The 20,450-nt window shown below is 42.5% G+C and carries 18 protein-coding genes and 1 tRNA gene; 17 read left to right on the forward strand and 2 right to left on the reverse strand.

Annotated features, from left to right (window positions below; all coding sequences use genetic code 11):
* Positions 1-14 precede the first annotated feature (14 nt).
* Together F0226_RS14505 and F0226_RS14510 are read left to right on the forward strand one after the other, a co-directional pair.
* Positions 15-99, forward strand: a tRNA-Leu gene (locus tag F0226_RS14505).
* 149 nt (positions 100-248) lie between these two features.
* Positions 249-1,289 carry a lactonase family protein gene (locus F0226_RS14510; protein ID WP_171736310.1) on the forward strand — a complete coding sequence of 347 codons (1,041 nt, stop codon included), beginning with the start codon at positions 249-251 and terminating at the stop codon, positions 1,287-1,289.
* A gap of 62 nt (positions 1,290-1,351) precedes the next feature.
* Here F0226_RS14510 and F0226_RS14515 read toward each other — a convergent pair whose 3' ends face one another.
* Positions 1,352-2,527 (reverse strand): 2-octaprenyl-3-methyl-6-methoxy-1,4-benzoquinol hydroxylase, encoded by a 1,176-nt coding sequence (locus tag F0226_RS14515; protein ID WP_171736311.1) that lies wholly within the window; start codon positions 2,525-2,527, stop codon positions 1,352-1,354.
* Between the two features lie 290 nt (positions 2,528-2,817).
* On the opposite strand from F0226_RS14515, the gene miaB reads away from it, so the two are divergent.
* The 5 genes from miaB to lnt all read left to right on the forward strand — a co-directional run bounded on the left by miaB (position 2,818) and on the right by lnt (position 8,730).
* Positions 2,818-4,242: a tRNA (N6-isopentenyl adenosine(37)-C2)-methylthiotransferase MiaB gene (miaB, locus tag F0226_RS14520; protein WP_171736312.1), complete on the forward strand. Its 1,425-nt coding sequence runs from the start codon at positions 2,818-2,820 to the stop codon at positions 4,240-4,242.
* 163 nt (positions 4,243-4,405) lie between these two features.
* Positions 4,406-5,494 (forward strand): PhoH family protein, encoded by a 1,089-nt coding sequence (locus tag F0226_RS14525; protein ID WP_171736313.1) that lies wholly within the window; start codon positions 4,406-4,408, stop codon positions 5,492-5,494.
* A gap of 205 nt (positions 5,495-5,699) precedes the next feature.
* Positions 5,700-6,161 (forward strand): rRNA maturation RNase YbeY, encoded by a 462-nt coding sequence (ybeY, locus tag F0226_RS14530; RefSeq protein ID WP_137374867.1) that lies wholly within the window; start codon positions 5,700-5,702, stop codon positions 6,159-6,161.
* Positions 6,162-6,282: 121 nt separating this feature from the next.
* A complete protein-coding gene (gene corC, locus F0226_RS14535; protein WP_171736314.1) occupies positions 6,283-7,173 on the forward strand; it encodes a CNNM family magnesium/cobalt transport protein CorC in 891 nt (296 codons plus the stop codon).
* 33 nt (positions 7,174-7,206) lie between these two features.
* Positions 7,207-8,730, forward strand: a complete 1,524-nt coding sequence (lnt, locus tag F0226_RS14540; protein WP_171736315.1) for an apolipoprotein N-acyltransferase — start codon at positions 7,207-7,209, stop codon at positions 8,728-8,730.
* A gap of 159 nt (positions 8,731-8,889) precedes the next feature.
* Here lnt and F0226_RS14545 read toward each other — a convergent pair whose 3' ends face one another.
* The gene (locus F0226_RS14545; RefSeq protein WP_171736316.1) at positions 8,890-9,360 is read right to left on the reverse strand and encodes a zinc ribbon-containing protein; all 471 of its coding nucleotides are present in this window, start codon (positions 9,358-9,360) and stop codon (positions 8,890-8,892) included.
* 117 nt (positions 9,361-9,477) lie between these two features.
* On the opposite strand from F0226_RS14545, the gene leuS reads away from it, so the two are divergent.
* The 10 genes from leuS (at position 9,478) to ybeD (ending at position 20,293) form a co-directional block, all read left to right on the forward strand.
* The gene (gene leuS, locus F0226_RS14550; RefSeq protein WP_171736317.1) at positions 9,478-12,054 is read left to right on the forward strand and encodes a leucine--tRNA ligase; all 2,577 of its coding nucleotides are present in this window, start codon (positions 9,478-9,480) and stop codon (positions 12,052-12,054) included.
* 166 nt (positions 12,055-12,220) lie between these two features.
* Positions 12,221-12,841, forward strand: coding sequence for an LPS assembly lipoprotein LptE (lptE, locus tag F0226_RS14555; RefSeq protein WP_171736318.1), 621 nt, complete (start codon positions 12,221-12,223; stop codon positions 12,839-12,841).
* Between the two features lie 12 nt (positions 12,842-12,853).
* Positions 12,854-13,879, forward strand: coding sequence for a DNA polymerase III subunit delta (gene holA / locus F0226_RS14560; protein WP_171736405.1), 1,026 nt, complete (start codon positions 12,854-12,856; stop codon positions 13,877-13,879).
* Positions 13,880-13,929: 50 nt separating this feature from the next.
* Complete coding sequence (gene rsfS / locus F0226_RS14565; protein ID WP_137374874.1) at positions 13,930-14,247, forward strand: ribosome silencing factor; 318 nt, start codon at positions 13,930-13,932, stop codon at positions 14,245-14,247.
* A 3-nt stretch (positions 14,248-14,250) separates the two neighbouring features.
* Positions 14,251-14,721 (forward strand): 23S rRNA (pseudouridine(1915)-N(3))-methyltransferase RlmH, encoded by a 471-nt coding sequence (gene rlmH, locus F0226_RS14570; RefSeq protein ID WP_171736319.1) that lies wholly within the window; start codon positions 14,251-14,253, stop codon positions 14,719-14,721.
* A gap of 6 nt (positions 14,722-14,727) precedes the next feature.
* Positions 14,728-16,620: a penicillin-binding protein 2 gene (gene mrdA, locus F0226_RS14575; RefSeq protein WP_171736320.1), complete on the forward strand. Its 1,893-nt coding sequence runs from the start codon at positions 14,728-14,730 to the stop codon at positions 16,618-16,620.
* Entirely contained in the window at positions 16,620-17,741 is a 1,122-nt protein-coding gene (gene rodA / locus F0226_RS14580) for a rod shape-determining protein RodA (RefSeq protein WP_171736321.1), read from the forward strand. Before mrdA ends, rodA begins: the two co-directional genes overlap by 1 nt.
* A gap of 3 nt (positions 17,742-17,744) precedes the next feature.
* Entirely contained in the window at positions 17,745-18,551 is an 807-nt protein-coding gene (locus F0226_RS14585) for a septal ring lytic transglycosylase RlpA family protein (RefSeq protein ID WP_171736322.1), read from the forward strand.
* Positions 18,552-18,640: 89 nt separating this feature from the next.
* The gene (locus tag F0226_RS14590) at positions 18,641-19,822 is read left to right on the forward strand and encodes a serine hydrolase (RefSeq protein WP_171736323.1); all 1,182 of its coding nucleotides are present in this window, start codon (positions 18,641-18,643) and stop codon (positions 19,820-19,822) included.
* 192 nt (positions 19,823-20,014) lie between these two features.
* Positions 20,015-20,293 carry a DUF493 family protein YbeD gene (ybeD, locus tag F0226_RS14595; protein WP_171736406.1) on the forward strand — a complete coding sequence of 93 codons (279 nt, stop codon included), beginning with the start codon at positions 20,015-20,017 and terminating at the stop codon, positions 20,291-20,293.
* Positions 20,294-20,450: the final 157 nt, after the last annotated feature.

Here is a 20,450-nt window from a genome sequence, read left to right on the forward strand (position 1 = left end):
TATAAAGATTTGCTGCGGTCGTGGCGGAATTGGTAGACGCACCAGATTTAGGTTCTGGCGCCGAGAGGTGTGAGAGTTCAAGTCTCTCCGACCGCACCATTATTAGAAACCCAGCTTTTTAGCTGGGTTTTCTTCTATCTGATATCTAGTAAATCTGTAATACACATCACTAATAATTCATACTTTTTAACTCATCAACGACTGCTTTTTATTAGACAATAGCGTTCACATACAAAAGAGTGAATTCAATGAAAAGTATCCCCCTAAATATCGGATGTTACACCGACTCCCCAAGTAAGAGCAAAGGTATCTACCAAGTATTACTTGATTTAAATACAGGTGTACTTTCTGAACTAGAATTAACGGTAGCCTGCAGAAATCCCTCTTTTGTACTTTCCACTCATCTAGGCTTATACGCTATTTCAGAAGTTGACCAACAATCTAGCCCAAAACTTCTACATGTTCCAAGAGCTAGGTCTTCAATCAAAGTAAGCTCTACAGCCATTTCTGGTGATCATCCATGTCATATTGCGATATCTTCAGATCGAAAATATATAATTACATCTCAGTACTCCTCAGGATCCTTCGACATATTTAGCCTTAAGATCAATGGCAGTATAGATAAAAATTTATTGACGCTCTCATCAAATGGGAAGGGACCACATCCTGAAAGGCAGACGAGCTCACATGCACATCAATGTGCGTTTTTAGAATCTGAATCTCAGTTTGTCACCGTAGATCTAGGATCTGATCAAATTAGTTTTTATTGCTTCGATGAAGAACAGGATGAGTTTTTAAAACAGCCAATACAGACAATTGACGCACCTGCAGGCAGCGGTCCTAGACATTTAATATTCAACAAAACAGAAACTACATGCTATGTGGCGTGTGAATTATCTGAAACAATCTTAGTTTTGAGCAAAAAACATGGTCGCTGGGAGCCGATTCAAGAAGTAGACTCTCTCCCGCGAGCGACAAAAGGTGAAGCTGTGGCAGCGATAAAGATCTCACCTGACGGAAGGTTTTTGTATGTTTCAAACAGACATCAATCAGAGATAAGTTGCTTTAAAATAAGCACACAGAGTCAGAAGCTTGATTTTATAGGTAGCTACCCTACCGAAGGGGAATTTCCACGAGATTTCTTGATTACTCAAGATGGTAATTGGCTTGTTGCAGCCAACCAGTATTCAAACAATTTAGCGTCATTTAAAATTGATAAAGACTCAGGGGCTCTTTATTACACCCAGTCTTCACTCACACTTGACGCTCCTGTCTGCATCTCTGATTAAAGATACAAAAAAGGAGAGCTAACGCTCTCCTGACAATATCTAAAGCAACTTTTAATTAAGTATTAAAGGCCTAATGCATATTTTAATACTTTATCTTTAATTGGTCCTGACTGTTCCGCTACCTTTAACGCAGCGTTCCTCACAAATTTTAATGGTCCTATATCATTGCTGAAGGTCTTATAGAAAAAATCCATCCCTCCTTGCATCAATAGATTATCGCCGCGACGACGAGCTTGATAACGCCGTGCCACTAAATCAGATAAGCCGCCCTTCTCTTGGCTGATTTCTAATAATACAGACACATCCTTAAAGCCTAAATTCACACCCTGCCCAGCTAATGGATTAATAGTATGAGCAGAGTCTCCCACCAAAATGCAGTTATTTTTTGAGTATTGCTGTGCATGACGGCGGGTAAGAGGGAAAGAGCCAGACTGAAGAACCTGAATGTCACCAAGTTCAGGTGGAAAATGAGACATAATTTCAGTTCTCAATTGCTCTTTACCCATGTTTGAAAGCTGGCGAATTCTTGAAGGTGAGTCATACCAAACCAAAGAACCTTGTCCTTGTGATTTTTCAGAAACCATTAGTGAAGGAAGAGGAAGAAACGAACGAGGACCAGAGGAATTAAATTGCTGCCAAGTAATATCTTGTTGGGGTAATTCTGTTGCAACATTGATAAGCATACAATGTTGTCGGTAGTCCCAAGCAGTAATACCAATTCCAGCTTGCTGTCGAACTGCTGAATTGGCTCCATCAGCCCCTATTACCCATTTAGCAGACAATTGGGCACCTGATTGAAGCTTAACTATGTTGGTTTCACCAAATTCAATAGCATCGAGTTTTTCAGGACACAATAGTTCTAAATTATCGTAGGCGCAAAACTGAGCCCATAAACCTAATTGAATAAGCCTATTTTCTACAATATAGCCTAGACGTGGTAATTTTAAAGACTCAGCATCAAACCGTGTTCGACACTCTGGATGTTCCCAAGTTTCTAAACGACTATATGAACAAACTCGCATCGACTCAATCACATCCCATGCGCCTAATGCACTGAGCAAATCGACAGACGCTTGTGAGATAGCCGAAACTCGAATATCCATAGGCTGTGATGCTTCAAAAGGTTTAGGAGATAAACCATCAACCACCGCAACCTTCATGCCCTGTTTAGCAAAGCCTATTGCGGTTGCCGCTCCAACCATGCCGCCGCCGACAACTACAATGTCATAAGTATTCATATTGGTACTTTATCAATCTGATTTATTAACTGTTTTTAATTGTACGTTCTCATAACCAAATTGTAACCCAAAACCTTATCTCCCATATGGTCAAAGCCCTTACCTAGTTTGGCGTTAAATAGATTTGAGCCAATCACTAGTCAGTGGGTTTTTAAACCAGTACAATACGCCGCTTGCCGCTGAGCGGTCTGCTATAACAAAGAAATTTATAAAGATTATAGTTAGGCTAAGCGGATATACACTGGGCGATTTGCTCCCTTAAATTAAACTAACGATCGAGCGAACAAAAAATGAGTAAGAAACTGCTAATTAAAACTTGGGGCTGTCAGATGAATGAATACGATTCATCAAAAATGGCTGACCTGCTTAACGCTGCAAATGGCTATGAGCTAACTGAAGTACCTGAGGAAGCAGACGTACTACTCCTGAATACTTGTTCTATCCGCGAAAAAGCACAAGAAAAAGTATTCCACCAGCTTGGTCGTTGGAAAACACTAAAAGATAAAAAAGAAGGTGTGGTGATCGGTGTGGGTGGCTGTGTTGCTACTCAAGAAGGCGATCATATTCGTCAACGTGCACCATACGTTGACGTTATCTTTGGTCCTCAAACACTGCACCGTTTACCAGAAATGATTAAATCATCGCTGTCTAACGAAAAGCCAGTAATGGACATCTCTTTCCCTGAGATCGAGAAGTTCGATAACCTGCCAGAACCAAAAGCGGATGGCGCAACTGCGTTCGTTTCTATCATGGAAGGTTGTTCTAAGTACTGTACTTACTGCGTTGTCCCGTACACTCGTGGTGAAGAAGTGAGCCGTCCAATGGACGATGTACTCTTCGAAGTTGCTCAGTTAGCAGAGCAAGGTGTACGTGAAGTTAACCTACTGGGTCAAAACGTAAATGCATTCCGTGGTCCAACTCACGAAGGCGATATCTGTACATTCGCAGAACTTCTTCGTCTCGTTGCTTCTATCGATGGTATCGACCGCATTCGTTTCACGACAAGCCACCCGCTTGAGTTTGGTGACGACATCATTGAAGTTTACAAAGACACACCGGAATTAGTGAGCTTCCTTCACCTACCAGTACAAAGTGGCAGCGACCGCATTCTTACTATGATGAAGCGTCCTCACACTGCAATCGAGTATAAATCAATTATTCGTAAACTGCGTAAAGCTCGCCCTGGTATTCAAATCAGCTCGGACTTTATTGTTGGTTTCCCTGGTGAATCTAAGCAAGATTTCCAAGATACAATGAAGCTAATTAAAGAAGTTGATTTCGATATGAGCTTCAGCTTTGTTTTCTCTCCTCGCCCAGGTACACCAGCAGCAGATTACCCGTGTGATGTTCCAGCACAAGAGAAAAAAGATCGCCTGTGGGAACTGCAACAGACAGTAAACACACAAGCTATGCGTTTCTCTCGTCTAATGCTAGACACAGAGCAGCGTATTCTTGTTGAAGGTCCATCGAGAAAGAACCTAATGGAACTTCGTGGTCGTACAGAAAACAGCCGCGTTGTGAACTTCGAAGGTTCTGCTGATCTTATCGGTCAATTCGTAGATGTGAAGATCACAGAGGTATACACAAACTCGCTGCGTGGTGAGTTAGTTCGTACTGAAAAAGACATGGGTCTACGCGTTGTAATGACTCCAACAGAAATGATGGAAAAAACCAAACGTGAAGACGAGCTAGGTGTAGCGACATTTACGCCATAGCCAATACAACTGTTTGAGCACAAAGCGCAAACACAAAGCTTGAAATTACCTAACTAAGTGACCATCTTAGAAATAGGGATATCACCATCAGAAGCCCGGTCTAAATCGGGCTTTTTGCTCTTTTTTATATTTAAGAGTGAGTGGCACAAAATGAGAGGCTAATTTGAGCAATAAAACCGTTACCTTAGAGATAAATCTAGAGCCAGCAGACAACAAGCGTTTAGCAAGTTTATGCGGACCATTCGATGACAACATCAAGCACCTTGAGCGTCGTCTCGGTGTTGAGATTAATTACCGTAGCAACTTCTTCACGATTGTCGGTAAGCCTCACACCACAGCCGCAGCTTTAGACATCATCAAGCACCTCTATGTGGAAACCGCTCCTGTCAAAGGCAACATAATCGATATCGAACCAGAACAAGTGCATCTGGCGATCACTGAGTCTGGCATTTTGGAGCAGCACGCCGAGTCTGAAATTGACTACGGTAAAGAAGTAACCATAAAGACAAAAAAAGGCGTCATCAAACCTCGTACGCCAAATCAAGCACAATACTTAATGAACATGGTCACCCATGACATCACCTTTGGTATTGGTCCCGCAGGTACAGGTAAAACTTACCTAGCCGTTGCGGCAGCTGTCGATGCACTTGAACGTCAAGAAGTTCGTCGAATTCTACTGACTCGCCCTGCTGTTGAAGCCGGTGAGAAACTTGGTTTCCTACCGGGTGATTTAAGCCAAAAAGTAGACCCATATTTACGTCCACTTTACGATGCACTGTTTGAGATGCTTGGCTTCGAGCGTGTTGAGAAGCTGATTGAACGTAACGTGATTGAAGTTGCACCATTGGCTTACATGCGTGGTCGAACATTGAATGATGCATTTATCATTCTTGATGAGAGCCAAAACACTACGGTAGAACAGATGAAAATGTTCTTAACCCGTATCGGTTTTAATTCACGCGCGGTAATCACGGGTGATATTACTCAAATCGACTTACCTCGTGGTGCTAAGTCAGGTCTGCGCCACGCCACTGAAGTGCTTAGTGAAGTGGATGACATTAGCTTTAACTTCTTCATGTCTGAAGATGTCGTTCGCCACCCTGTGGTTGCTCGTATCGTCAACGCTTATGAAAAATGGGAAGCCAAAGATCAGAAAGAACGTAAAGAGACTGAAAAACGTCGACGTGAAGAACGCGAAGCAAAGTTAGTAGAAGCTCAAACAGTACACGCTCAATCGGATACAAGTTTATAAATCGGTCTAATGATGACTCATTCATTGATGAGTAAAGCTGTGAATGAGTAGGATTAACATGAACCATAAATAAATCTCTTTGTGGTTCATGGAGTTTGTGTTTTAAAAATAACGAGCCGCAATAGACGTAACGTTACCGATTGATACAAAATATAAATCTGCAAAGCAGAATAAAATGATAAAAGCTGGAACAAGGTGATACACAATGTCTATTGAACTAGATCTGCAACTTGCAGTCGAAAATGAACAAGATCTTCCAACAGAGAAAGATATACAACTTTGGCTTGATAAAACGATCACTGCATTTCAGCCTGATGCTGAACTAACTGTTCGTATTGTTGATACTAAAGAAAGCCACCAGCTAAACCACGAATATCGTGGAAAAGATAAACCAACCAATGTGTTATCTTTTCCTTTTGAAGCGCCTCCGGGTTTTGAAATCGACCTACTTGGTGATCTTGTTATCTGTAAGCAAGTAGTCGAAAAAGAAGCTAAAGAGCAAAATAAGCCTCTGCTAGCACACTGGGCTCATATGATTGTACACGGCAGTCTCCATCTGCTAGGTTATGATCATATTGACGATGACGACGCTGAAGAGATGGAGTCACTCGAAACAGAAATCATGCAAGATATGGGTTTTGAAGATCCTTACATTCTAGAAAAGTAAATTGATTCTAGTAAAGTAAATTGCAGAGAAACAATAGCTCATCGAACTTATAATGAATCATAAGAATCTGAGTTGTTATGTGTGCTATCACACATTTGATAGCGTTATTTTTTGAGAAATCATGAACGAAGGTATCCCCCCCTCATCTGAGGGAAGTAAAAAATCTGAAGGTCCGAGTAGAAAGTCCTTCTTTGAACGCCTAGGCCAACTATTTCAAGGTGAAGTAAAAGATCGCCAAGAGCTTGTAGATGTAATCCGCGACTCTGAAATTAATGACCTTATTGACCATGACACCCGAGATATGCTTGAAGGTGTAATGGAAATATCCGAGATGCGAGTACGCGATATTATGCTACCTCGCTCTCAGATGGTTACAGTTGAACGCACCGATGATTTAGATACATTAATCGGTCTTCTTACTGATGCTCAGCACTCTCGCTACCCAGTGATTAGTGAAGACAAAGACCATGTAGAAGGCATTCTATTAGCGAAGGACCTACTTAAGTATTTAGGCTCAGACAGTGCCCCATTCGACATAGAGCAAGTGATACGCCAAGCAGTGGTTGTTCCTGAAAGCAAGCGAGTTGATCGCTTGTTGAAAGAATTCCGCGAAGAGCGTTACCACATGGCTATCGTAGTCGATGAATTTGGCGGTGTTTCTGGTCTAGTAACCATTGAAGATATCCTCGAAGAAATCGTTGGTGAAATTGAAGACGAATTTGACGACGAAGAAGAGCTCGATATCCGCAAGTTAAGTAAGCATACTTTTTCTGTAAAAGCTTTAACGACCATTGAAGAATTTAACTCGACATTTAATACGAGCTTCAATGATGACGAAGTGGATACAGTGGGTGGCATGGTTATGACTGCATTTGGTCATTTACCCACTCGCGGTGAAATAGTAGAACTTGAACGCTACCATTTCAAAGTAATGTCAGCAGATAATCGACGAGTCATTCAACTCCAAGTCACTATCCCTGACGAACAACCTCTTCCAACGGTCGAAGAATAACGTATTCTCTGTATCAAGAGACAAGAAAATTAGATGACTAAACTATTTACTCATCGCCTACTACGGCCGCTTGCGGCCGTTTTTGTTGGCGCTTTAACAACCCTCGCGTTCGCTCCTTATCAAATCTGGCCGATTGCCATTCTTAGCCCTGCCCTGCTTCTATTATTTATTAACAATCAAAGTGCTAGGAGTGCATTATGGATAGGCTACGCATGGGGATTTGGTCAATTCGCTTCTGGTATCAGCTGGGTTTATGTCAGTATTGATGGCTTTGGTGGAATGCCACTTGCCGCCAATCTTTTCTTAATGGCACTGCTCGTTGGCTACCTCGCCATTTACTCAGGTCTTTTTTCTTGGGGGCTTAATCGATATTTCCCAAGCAATAATTTATCTCGCTTCTTTCTTGCAGCCCCTGCTCTGTGGTTAATCACTGACTGGTTACGTGGTTGGGTAATGACAGGCTTCCCATGGCTCTGGCTGGGGTACAGCCAAATTGATGCCCCTATGGGCTCATTTGCACCGATTGGCGGTGTTGAACTAATCACACTCGCTATTATTATTTCGGCATCCGCTATTGCTTACAGCGCCATAAATAAATCGTGGTCGCTACTTTTGATCCCTATGGTTATTTTAAGTGCGGGTTTTGGCATTCGGAATGTTGATTGGGTAACCCCTAATCCTGAGAAGACAACTTCTATTGCGCTCATTCAAGGTAATGTCGACCAAGATTTGAAATGGTTACCAAGCCAACGCTGGCCAACCATCATGAAATATACGGATGCCAGTCGCCAAAACTGGGATGCTGACATCATCATTTGGCCAGAAGCCGCAATACCTGCTTTCGAGCTAGAAATACCATCCTTTTTAAGGAACCTAGATAGCGCGGCTAAAATGAATGATAGCGCCATCATCACTGGAGTATTGAATCAGTCAGATGACAGTAAGTACTACAACAGTATTCTCTCGCTAGGGGTTAACCCTTACGGTGACTACACTTACGATCCAAACGAACGTTACCACAAACACCATTTATTGCCCTTTGGTGAGTTTGTACCCTTTGAAGATATTCTGCGCCCATTAGCACCGTTCTTTAACTTGCCAATGTCTTCTTTTAGCCGTGGCGATTTTGTTCAAGAAAATGTAGTCGCGAATGGTCGTCATCTTGCTCCAGCTTTATGTTATGAAATCATATTTAATGAGCAAGTCAGACAAAATATTACCGATGACACGGATTTCATTCTGACTCTTTCAAATGATGCTTGGTTTGGTCGCTCGATTGGTCCTTTGCAGCATATGGAAATTGCGAGAATGAGAGCCCTAGAACTGGGTAAGCCTGTTATTCGTTCGACAAACAATGGCGTAACAGCCGTAACTGATCACAAAGGTAAAATCATAGAGCAAGTACCGCAGTTTGAAACCGCAATCTTAAAAGCGGAGTTAACCTCAACTGACGGGCAAACGCCTTATCGAATAGTCGGTACCTGGCCTCTCTATATCTGGGTAGCTTTAAGTATGGTGATTGCTTTTATGAACCACCGGAAAAAGGTCACTACATAAAATGATCAAAAAACGGCTCCTAGTACATGGTCAAACCAAGTTCTAGGAGCCGTTTCTATATGATTAGCTTTATATCTGAGCTCTTAGCTCCTGCATTCCTGCATTCCTGCATTCCTGCATTCCTGCATTCCTGCATTCCTGCATTCCTGCATTAAAAGACTAAGGCTTTAAAGCTTTTCGAGTAAAGGCTGTTGAGTGACACTTAGTACAAGGAATAATTTGAGTCGCGTGGTTATAGTCGGTTTGATGCCCGCATTCATCGCAAATTAACGTCCCTAAACCAATGACTTCCCCACTTTGGTACAAACCTTGATGCTCTAAGTCTTGGAAGAGTTCAACCCATTCAACTTTGGTCCTATCAGTAATATCGAGTAAACCCTGCCAAACTGAATCTGCAATCATCAAATAAAATGGACCACTTTTGCTTTCTTCATAGCTGTCAGAGAACTCTTTAAGATCCGATTTAACATAAGCTGAAATGAGTGATATTTCATCTTTAGTCATGTCATTGGCGGCTTTAGCAAGTTGGCTAGAGGTATCTAGCTTATTGTTAAACTCTTCAGGGCTATGTTTGAGTGTCTCTATTACATCTTCCATTAACTCTTCATAAAGCGCTTTTTTCTTAGGCATAAGCCACCTCCATAGCATTGACTATTGTTGTACTACGTTCCTTTAGGTATTCTATGACGATCTGTAAGATTCTGTTCTAACCGAACTCACAAATTCCAAGATAACCGGATACCATCGATGCAAGAACAATATAACCCGCAAGAGATTGAACAAAAGGTTCAACAACACTGGGACAACAACGAAACCTTCGTTGTAAGTGAGGACCCAAATAAAGAAAAATTCTACTGTCTTTCTATGTTCCCTTATCCAAGTGGTCGACTGCACATGGGTCACGTGCGTAACTACACGATCGGTGATGTGGTATCTCGCTTCCAACGTCTACAAGGCAAAAACGTAATGCAACCTATCGGTTGGGATGCGTTTGGCCTTCCTGCTGAAAACGCAGCAGTAAAAAACAAGACAGCTCCGGCACCATGGACTTACGAAAACATCGAGTACATGAAAAACCAACTTAAGCTTCTTGGCTTTGGTTACGACTGGAAACGTGAATTCGCGACTTGTACTCCTGAGTACTACCGTTGGGAACAAGAGTTCTTCACTAAGCTTTACGAAAAAGGCTTAGTTTACAAGAAGACTTCTTCTGTTAACTGGTGTCCAAATGACCAAACTGTACTTGCAAACGAGCAAGTAGAAGACGGTTGCTGCTGGCGTTGTGACACTCCAGTAGAGCAAAAGAAAATTCCACAGTGGTTCATTAAAATCACTGAGTACGCTCAAGAGCTACTAGACGATCTAGACAACCTGGAAGGTTGGCCTGAAATGGTTAAGACCATGCAGCGCAACTGGATCGGTCGCTCTGAAGGTGTTGAGCTATCTTTCGCTGTTAACGGTGAAGAAGCGCCACTAGAAGTGTACACAACTCGTCCTGATACACTAATGGGTGTTTCTTACGTGGGTATCGCTGCAGGTCACCCACTTGCAGAGAAAGCATCGGAGAACAATCCAGAGCTTGCAGCATTCGTTGAAGAATGTCGTAACACTAAAGTGGCTGAAGCAGAACTAGCAACGATGGAAAAGAAAGGCATGGATACTGGCTTAACGGCTATCCACCCTCTTAACGGTCGTGTTGTTCCTGTTTACGTAGCAAACTTCGTTCTTATGGATTACGGCACAGGTGCGGTAATGGCGGTTCCTGCTCACGATCAACGTGACTACGAGTTCGCAACTAAGTACGGCATCGATATCATTCCAGTAATCAAGCCAGAAGATGGTTCTGAGCTAGATGTTTCTGAAGCAGCTTATACAGAGAAAGGCGTACTGTTCGATTCTGGTGAATTCGATGGTCTTGCATTCCAAGAAGCATTCGATGCAATCGCTGCGAAACTTGAAGCGGAAGGCAAAGGTAAGAAGACAGTAAACTTCCGCCTACGTGACTGGGGTGTATCTCGTCAGCGTTACTGGGGTGCTCCAATCCCGATGGTAACCACTGAAGATGGTGAAGTTCACCCAGTACCAGCAGACCAATTGCCAGTTATTCTTCCAGAAGACGTGGTGATGGATGGTGTGACTAGCCCAATCAAGGCAGACAAGTCTTGGGCTGAAACAACATTCAATGGCGAACCAGCTCTACGTGAGACTGACACATTTGATACGTTCATGGAATCTTCTTGGTACTACGCACGTTACTGTTCACCACAAGCTGACGACATTCTAGATCCTGAGAAAGCAAACTACTGGTTGCCAGTTGACCAATACGTTGGTGGTATCGAGCACGCATGTATGCACCTGCTTTACTCTCGCTTCTTCCACAAGCTTCTTCGTGATGCGGGTTACGTGACATCTGATGAACCGTTCAAGCAACTTCTATGTCAAGGCATGGTTCTAGCTGACGCGTTCTACCACACGAACGAGAAAGGCACGAAGGAATGGATTGCTCCAACTGACGTAACGATTGAGCGTGATGGTAAAGGTCGTATCGAAACAGCAGTGGATAACGAAGGTCGTAATGTTGAACACTCAGGCATGATCAAAATGTCTAAGTCGAAAAACAACGGTATTGATCCACAAGAAATGGTAGACAAGTACGGCGCAGATACTGTCCGTCTATTCATGATGTTTGCATCACCTGCAGACATGACCCTTGAATGGCAAGAGTCTGGCGTTGAAGGCGCAAACCGCTTCCTTAAGCGTGTTTGGAAACTGGTTCACACTCACTCTTCTAAAGGTGCTGCTGAATCTGTTGATCCTTCAGCTCTATCTGGTGATCAAAAAGCGCTTCGTCGTGACGTTCACAAGACTATTGCTAAAGTAACGGACGATATCGACCGTCGCCAAACGTTCAACACGGCAATCGCTGCGATCATGGAGCTAATGAACAAACTTGCGAAGGCTCCTCAAGAATCAGCACAAGATCGTGCAATCCTTGATGAAGCACTGAAAGCAGTAGTTCGCATGCTTTACCCAATGACTCCGCACATCTCTTACGAAATGTGGATCGCATTAGGTGAATCAAACGTAGACTCAGCTACATGGCCAACTTTCGATGAGAAAGCGCTAGTTGAAGACGAGAAGACTATCGTTGTAATGATCAACGGTAAGCTACGTGCGAAACTAACAGTTGCAGCTGACGCAACAGAAGAGCAAGTTCGTGAGCTTGGTCTAAACGACGAGAATGCCAAGAAGTTCCTAGATGGCTTAACGATTCGTAAAGTTATCTTCGTACCTGGTAAGCTTCTTAATATCGTTGCTAACTAATCGTATTGAGCGAATTTAGTTAAACAGCTTAAAACGAACTTATTTCATTTTTAGCTGTCTGTAGACAGGGTATTTATGCCCTGTCTACTTATTTAAGTGCTTTAAAACATGTCTAATATTTAAAGCACTTAAATAAGTATTCTACCTTCATGAGAGCCATAAAATAATGCGCCTGATTTCATTATCTTCATTCAAAGTTACTGTTATTGTTTTAACTGCCAGTTTGCTTAGTGCGTGCGGCTTCCACTTACGTGGCGACTATTCAGTGCCAGAAGAACTTAACAAGATTTCAGTATCCAGCTACGACCAATACAGCACCTTCACGAGAATGGTCAAAGGCCAACTGCGTATGAATGATGTAGATATTGTTCCCCCATCAAGTGTTACACCAAATCTGCATCTGATCAGTGAAACCATTAGCGAGCGAACGTTATCCCTTTATCAAAATACTCGTGCAGCAGAAAAAGAACTGACGTTTAATGCTTCTTACCGCGTGACAATACCGGAACTGGGTGAAAAAACATTCTCGACCAGTGTGACTCGTAGTTACCTAGATAACCCGTTAACCGCTTTAGCTAAATCTGAAGAACGCGACATGATTGAAGATGAAATGCGTAAATTAGCGGCAACCCAGCTTCTTCGTCAAATGGCGCGCTTAAAGGCCAACATTGCAGCAAATGAAATGAACTTAGAAGAGCTTGAGCAAATTCAGGTGAAAGAGCTAGAAAAACAGTACAACATTAAAAATGTTGAAGTTACGCCTGGCTCAACTGAATCAAACCAATAATAGGCTCAAATGATGCGTATTTTTGCCGACCGCTTAACCGAACAGCTCAATAAGCAACTGAGTCAGGTTTACCTTATCTTTGGGAATGAGCCTCTTCTACTTCAAGAAAGCCGAGAAGCTATCCAAATAGCAGCAAAGCAACAAGGTTTTGACGAACGTCATAGGTTTGCAATTGATAACAGTATGGACTGGAATCAAGTCTACGACTGCACTCAAGCTTTAAGTTTGTTTTCCAGCCGTCAGATCATTGAATTAGAGTTACCAGAATCTGGTGTAAATGCTTCTATTGCAAAAGAGTTACTCGCGCTATCAGATCATTTACACGACGACATTATGCTCATTGTAGTCGGCACTAAACTGACGAAAGCTCAAGAGAACGCGAAATGGTTTAAAGCCTTATCAAACCAAGGTCACTGGGTCAGCTGCTTAACACCCGATGCTCAGCGCCTGCCTCAATTTGTTCAGACTCGTTGCCGCGCTATGGGTTTATCTCCCGATGCTGAAGCCACTCAAATGCTGGCTCAATGGCACGAAGGTAACTTATTTGCGCTCACTCAAAGCTTAGAAAAATTAGCGCTTCAATATCCAGATGGTCAGCTCACGCTTGTTCGCTTAGAAGAATCACTCAGTAGGCACAACCATTTCACACCTTTTCATTGGATAGATGCACTTCTTGCTGGAAAAGGAAACCGTGCTCAGCGTATACTCCGCCAACTTGAAGCAGAGGGCGTAGAAGCTGTGATTTTACTGCGTAGCTTACAAAGAGAGCTAACTCTTCTTTTGCAAATGCAACAGCAATTGAAACAGATGCCAATCGGACAGGTCTTTGATAAATACCGTATATGGCAATCTAAGAAAGCGCTTTATAACACTGCGTTAACAAGGGTGTCGCATAAACAGCTACACTCATTGTTTGCTTTGCTAACCCAAGCTGAATTGTATGCAAAAACGCAATACGAGCATTCTCCTTGGCCACTAATTCATCAGTTGAGCGTGGAGTTCTGTCTCCCATCAGCTTCGATACCATACCCAGCTTAAAAGCATGGTATGATCCAAACAATATTGTATTAAGATTTAAGGAACACCAAGTGTTACGTGAAGAATTAAAAGATTTTCTTGCTGATAAAGCCGACGACATGAAAGCCGAGTCTATTGTTACTATCGACGTAGAAGGCAAATCAAGCGTTACAGATTTCATGATCGTTTGTACTGGAACATCGAAACGTCACGTAGCTTCCATTGCACAGCACGTTGCAGATGAAGTTAAGAAAGCAGGCCTAGATCCTTTAGGCATGGACGGAGAAAAAGAAGGTGAGTGGGTTGTACTAGATATGGGTACAAGCATGCTTCACGTAATGCAAGCAGAGCACCGTGAGCTATACCAACTAGAAAAGCTTTGGGGCTAAGTTTTGAAGATACAGCTAATCGCAGTTGGCACTAAAATGCCAAAATGGGTTGAAGAAGGCTTTCAAGAATATCGCCGACGCTTCCCACACGATATGCCACTTGATCTAATTGAAATCACAGCTGGTAAACGCGGAAAAAATGCGGATATTGCTCGTATCTTACAAAAAGAAGGAGAAGCAATGCTAGCCGCTGTACCAAAAGGCAACCGCATTGTGACTCTGGATATCCCAGGTAAGAAGTGGGACACCCCACAACTTGCAGAACAACTTGAAAACTGGAAATTAGACGCTCGCGATGTGTCTATTTTGATTGGTGGTCCAGAAGGACTGTCTCCTGCATGTAAAGCTGCAGCAGATCAAAGCTGGTCTCTTTCTGCTCTAACGCTTCCACACCCATTAGTGCGCGTTATTATGGCAGAAAGCTTATACCGAGCTTGGAGTATCACAGCCAATCATCCGTATCACAGAGAATAGGCTTTAATGTTACGCAGACGTAGCCAAATCCGTGATTACAAAGCAGAAGCACGACTATTTACTAGCCGTGCTTTTGTTGCGTTTATAGGCATTGTAATCATGATGGGCACCTTGGTTGCCAACTTGTACAATATCCAAGTCAACCAATATCAAGACTATAAAACTCGCTCAAATGACAACCGAATTAAAGTTGTGCCTATTGCCCCTAATCGCGGGCTTATTTACGATCGTAATGGGGTTTTATTAGCGGAAAACCGCCCTGTTTTTAACCTAGAGCTCACCCCAGAAAAAATTAAGAATATGGACGAAACACTCGTCCGTCTTCAAGCACTTCTCGATATCACTCCTGAACGTATTGAACGCTTTAAAGAGCGACGTTATTCGCGCCGCTTTAAGTCTGTCCCATTACTCACTCAGTTAACAGAAAAGCAAGTCGCCGTATTTTCGGTTAATCAGCACAAATTCCCTGGCGTGGAAGTCACTGGTACCTTAAAGCGCTTCTACCCATTCGGTGATGTACTGACGCACGTTATTGGCTATGTTTCACGTATCAATGATCGCGATATTCAGCGATTAGTCAGAGAAGAAAAAGATGCGAATTATAAAGCTACTCGTGACATAGGTAAGCTTGGGATCGAGCGTTACTACGAAGACATGCTGCATGGTACTGCTGGTTATCAAGAAGTCGAAGTAAACAGCCGTGGTCGAGTAATCCGCACCTTAAAGTTTGTCCCGGCAATTCCAGGGAAAGATATTGTCTTAAATTTAGATATCGACTTACAGCTTTATGTACATAATTTATTAGATGATAGAAGAGGCTCTGCGGTTGTTCTTGATCCTAAAGACAACGGTGTTTTAGCCATGGTTTCTAGCCCAAGCTATGATCCAAATGCTTTTGTACATGGTATTTCAAGCAAAAATTACAACGCCCTGCTAACCGATAATGATCGACCTTTGGTTAACCGTGCGACTCTTGGTATCTATCCTCCGGCTTCAACGATCAAACCGTTTATCGCAGTTGCAGCCTTACAAGAAGGTGTGATTACGCCAAACACAACTCGTAATGATCCTGGTTACTGGAAAATACCTAATTCAAAAACAAAACCGTTTCGAGACTGGCTAAGATGGGGACACGGAAAAGTCAATATAAGAAAAGCTATCGAAGAATCTGTTGATACGTTTTTTTATCAGATCGCTTTTGATATGGGTATCGATCGCATATCTTCTTGGATGATGATGTTCGGTTTCGGTGACTACACCGGCATCGATATTCACGAAGAAAGTAAAGCCAACATGCCGACTCGAGATTGGAAAATGGCAAGGCACCGTACACCTTGGTATCAAGGCGACACCATTCCTGTGGGTATCGGACAAGGTTATTGGACAGCTACTCCAATGCAAATCGCTAAGGCGACCTCTGTACTCGTTAATGATGGCGCTGTTATTGCACCACATTTGCTGCGTTCAACTATCGAGAATAGCCAAGCATTTACTACACAAGAATTATCAGAAGTGGAAACCTACCCTCCTGTATCTGGTGTACCTCAAGCATACTGGAATATCGCCAAAGATGGCATGATGCTGGTAAACCACGGTAAGAAAGGGACAGCTCGTCGTTCATTCCAAAAAATGTCGTACTTAACGGCAGGTAAATCGGGTACAGCACAAGTCTTCGGTCTTAAAGAAGATGAAGAGTACAACGCTGATGAAATAGCGGAACATCTGCGAGACCATGCCTTATTTACCGGTTTTGCTCCTCTTGAAGACCCTGAAGCGATTGTCACTATCGTTCTTGAAAATGCTGGTGGAGGATCTTCAAACGGAGGACCATTGGTGAGACGGATATTCGACCATATTATTCTTGGCTCAGATAAAGCCAAAGATAAGGCGACAAAATAATGAAACTTGATCCCTCAACCGGGCAAAACCGAGCTTTTTTCGAACGCTTCCATGTCGACCTGCCATTGCTACTTGGCATTCTTGTGCTTATGGGCTTTGCGCTATTAATTATGTACAGCGCCAGTGGTCAAAGTTTAGCAATGATGGACCGCCAAGCAATGCGAATGGCTCTATCACTTGGAGTTATGCTGATACTGGCTCAGGTGCCTCCTCGCACTTATGAAGCTCTCGCTCCAATCTTATTTGCTGGTGGCGTCATTTTGCTACTGGGCGTTCTCTTTTTTGGTGAGGCGTCAAAAGGGGCACAACGTTGGTTGAATTTAGGATTTGTTCGTTTTCAACCATCTGAGCTACTTAAACTAGCCGTTCCTCTAATGCTTGCACGCTTTATCGGTAAACGTGCATTACCGCCAACATTACAAACTCTAGCCATATCTTTAGTGATGGTTTTTGTACCGACAATACTAATTGCAAAGCAACCCGATCTTGGTACTTCAATTCTAATCGCAGCATCCGGTATTTTCGTTATTTTCCTAGCAGGCATTAGCTGGAAAATAATCACAGGTGCTGCTTTAGCTTTAGGGGCATTCATTCCTGTTCTATGGTTCTTCTTAATGAGGGAGTACCAAAAAGTACGAGTGAGAACCTTATTTGATCCAGAATCTGACCCTCTGGGTGCGGGATACCATATCATTCAAAGTAAAATTGCGATTGGATCAGGCGGTATCTCAGGAAAAGGTTGGCTGCAAGGCACTCAATCACAATTAGAATTTCTGCCCGAGCGACACACCGACTTTATCTTTGCTGTTATCGCGGAAGAGTGGGGAATGGTTGGAATACTATTCTTACTTTCCATTTACTTATTTATCATTGGTCGTGGATTAATTCTTGCCAGCCAAGCTCAAACGGCTTTTGGTCGCATGATGGCTGGTAGTATTGTACTAAGCTTCTTCGTCTATATTTTTGTAAATATTGGCATGGTAAGCGGCATTCTTCCGGTAGTAGGTGTACCGCTGCCATTAGTCAGTTACGGAGGCACCTCTATGGTGACCTTGATGGCAGGCTTTGGCATCTTAATGTCAATCCATACACACAGAAAAGCATTTTCAAAGGCGACTTAATCCATGCTAATAAAAAGAGCGTCTGCTAAGCAATGGGCGATAATTTCAGGTTTAGTGGTTTTAGTTAACGGCTGTTCTTCACCGTCAGGTCGCTACTCGATTGATTCAGATATCGCACCAGACGCACCAATTTCAGTCGAACATCTAGAAGATGCGCACCCGAAGTATGAACCTTATAGCCTTGGTGGTAACACGAATTACAACCTGCGTGGCAGTGATTACACCATAGTAAAAGATACAAAAGGCTTCACCGAAAAAGGCAAAGCATCCTGGTATGGCGAGAAATTTCATGGTCACCTTACTTCAAATGGTGAGATCTATGACATGTACTCAATGTCAGCAGCCCATAAAACTCTGCCCATCCCAAGCTATGTAAAAGTCACTAATGCAGATAATGGAAAAACAACCATTGTACGCGTTAATGACAGAGGTCCATTTCACGAAGGCAGAATCATTGACCTAAGTTACGCAGCGGCGTATAAGTTAGACGTATTAAGAACAGGCACAGCCAACGTTGAAATTGAAGTCATTACTGTTGAGATGCCAACTGATGAAAAGAAGAAAGCCGCTCTCCCGCAATACATAATTCAAATCGCAACATCACCTCACAAAGAGCGAACCGAACGTTTGGCAATCGATATGAGTGAGAAACTGTCAGTTGGAAGCTTTATTCAATCGGAAGATGGCAAACATAGACTCATGTTAGGTCCATTTCATGACTATGCGCTAACTCAAGAAACGCTAGAAAAAGTTAAAGTAGCCGGCTATCCGTCAGCTTTCATCAAAAAACAAACTATGACGCGTCAATAATCCAAGAACAACTTCTGGCATTCCCCACACTGGTGTGACAGAGTGATTCTGGTAAGATACCGTCAGTTAACCAAAAAATTGCATTTAAAATGACTAATACTACTAAAATTGTTAAATCTATTTTCGCTACTTCCGTTGCCCTTTCTGCAACTTTAGCTTCATCGTCATTCGCAGCACCAATAGTAACGCCTGATGCGCCTCAAATTGCAGCTAAAGGTTTTGTTCTAATGGATTACCATTCAGGTAAAATTCTTGCTGAAAAGGAGATGAACACTAAGCTTTCCCCAGCTAGCTTAACTAAGATGATGACTAGCTACGTAATCGGTCAAGAACTGGAACGTGGCAACATCAACCTAACGGATGATGTAGTTATCAGTGAAAATGCTTGGGCTAAAAACTTCCCTGATTCATCTAAAATGTTCATCGAAGTGGGCACAACAGTAAAAGTTGATGACCTAAACCGCGGTATCATCATTCAATCAGGTAACGATGCTTGTGTAGCAATGGCTGAACACATTGCAGGCTCTGAAGATGCATTTGTCGATTTAATGAATGCGTGGGCAAGTTCAATTGGCATGAAAGACACCAATTTTGCCAATGTTCACGGCCTAGATAACGATAACCTATACTCGACTCCTTATGATATGGCTTTACTTGGTCAAGCGCTAATCCGTGATGTGCCAGATGAATACCGTATTTACTCAGAAAAAAAATACACATACAACGGCATTACACAATACAACCGCAATGGTTTGTTGTGGGATAAGAGCATGAACGTTGACGGCATTAAAACCGGTCATACAAGTAACGCAGGTTACAGCTTAGTTAGTTCTGCCACTGAAGGTAAGATGCGCCTAGTTGCTGTTGTTATGGGAACGAAAAATGCGAATGCTCGTAAAACTGAAAGCAAAAAGCTGCTTAGCTATGGTTTCCGTTTCTTCGAAACAGTTGCACCTCATAAAGCTGGCGAAACATTCGTTGATGAAAAAATCTGGATGGGTAACAAAGACACGCTTGCTCTAGGTGTCGATGAAGATACATTTGTCACTCTTCCTCGTGGTCAAGCTAAAAACCTGAAAGCAAGCTTTGTACTTGAAAAAGAACTTGAAGCTCCGATCAGCAAAGGCACGCAAGTTGGTAAACTATACTACCAAGTAGATGGCGACGATGTAGCTGAATACCCATTATTGGCTTTAGAAGACGTTGAACAAGGCAGCTTATTTAGCCGTCTTTGGGATTACCTAGTTCTTCTATTCAAAGGCTTGTTCTAAATAGAATTACTTAATTTAGCCCTGCTAATTTAAGTACCCAACTAAACAAAAGCCGCCTAATGCGGCTTTTGTTGATCTTGAGTTCAATGAAGTTTACCAGTAATATTCCGCCCTTATTACTGAGGCTTCAAGACCTCACACGCTTTATCAACGTTCTGCTGAAGTAGCATATCGTCTTTCATTTTGGAGCCAATCATGAATATCAATTCTGATGCAAAACTAAAAGATCTCTTAGAGTTCCCTTGTTCATTCACTTACAAGGTTATGGGTTACGCTAAACCTGAGCTAACGGAATTAGTACTAGAAGTCATTCAACGCCACGCTCCTGGTGACTACAGCCCAACAGTTAAACCAAGCGCAAAAGGTAACTACAACTCTGTTTCAATCAATATCACTGCGACTTCAATTGAACAAGTTGAAACGCTGTATAAAGAGCTGGGTGAAATTGAAATAGTAAGAATGGTTCTGTAATTACAGAGTTCATAAAAACAGCGGCTTTATGCCGCTGTTTTCATTTTTAGCCCTAAAATATTAAAGGTTGATTCAACTTTAATTTCAATAAATACAAAGAAAGTTGAAAAACCTTGCAGTCCGTCTGTAGTTAGAATCAAGTTTCGCGTTTATAATG

Origin of the sequence: Vibrio sp. 99-70-13A1 (genome assembly GCF_013114625.1) — a bacterium.
Taxonomy (GTDB): Bacteria; Pseudomonadota; Gammaproteobacteria; order Enterobacterales; family Vibrionaceae; genus Vibrio.

Coding starts and splice junctions, on each gene's coding strand:
- lptE (WP_171736318.1), top strand. CDS start 12,221: ATGCGCCTGATTTCATTATCTTCATTCAAAGTTACTGTTATTGTTTTA.
- miaB (WP_171736312.1), top strand. CDS start 2,818: ATGAGTAAGAAACTGCTAATTAAAACTTGGGGCTGTCAGATGAATGAA.
- mrdA (WP_171736320.1), top strand. CDS start 14,728: ATGTTACGCAGACGTAGCCAAATCCGTGATTACAAAGCAGAAGCACGA.
- rodA (WP_171736321.1), top strand. CDS start 16,620: ATGAAACTTGATCCCTCAACCGGGCAAAACCGAGCTTTTTTCGAACGC.
- holA (WP_171736405.1), top strand. CDS start 12,854: ATGCGTATTTTTGCCGACCGCTTAACCGAACAGCTCAATAAGCAACTG.
- F0226_RS14545 (WP_171736316.1), bottom strand. CDS start 9,360: ATGCCTAAGAAAAAAGCGCTTTATGAAGAGTTAATGGAAGATGTAATA.
- F0226_RS14510 (WP_171736310.1), top strand. CDS start 249: ATGAAAAGTATCCCCCTAAATATCGGATGTTACACCGACTCCCCAAGT.
- corC (WP_171736314.1), top strand. CDS start 6,283: ATGAACGAAGGTATCCCCCCCTCATCTGAGGGAAGTAAAAAATCTGAA.
- F0226_RS14590 (WP_171736323.1), top strand. CDS start 18,641: ATGACTAATACTACTAAAATTGTTAAATCTATTTTCGCTACTTCCGTT.
- ybeY (WP_137374867.1), top strand. CDS start 5,700: ATGTCTATTGAACTAGATCTGCAACTTGCAGTCGAAAATGAACAAGAT.
- F0226_RS14585 (WP_171736322.1), top strand. CDS start 17,745: ATGCTAATAAAAAGAGCGTCTGCTAAGCAATGGGCGATAATTTCAGGT.
- F0226_RS14515 (WP_171736311.1), bottom strand. CDS start 2,527: ATGAATACTTATGACATTGTAGTTGTCGGCGGCGGCATGGTTGGAGCG.
- leuS (WP_171736317.1), top strand. CDS start 9,478: ATGCAAGAACAATATAACCCGCAAGAGATTGAACAAAAGGTTCAACAA.
- lnt (WP_171736315.1), top strand. CDS start 7,207: ATGACTAAACTATTTACTCATCGCCTACTACGGCCGCTTGCGGCCGTT.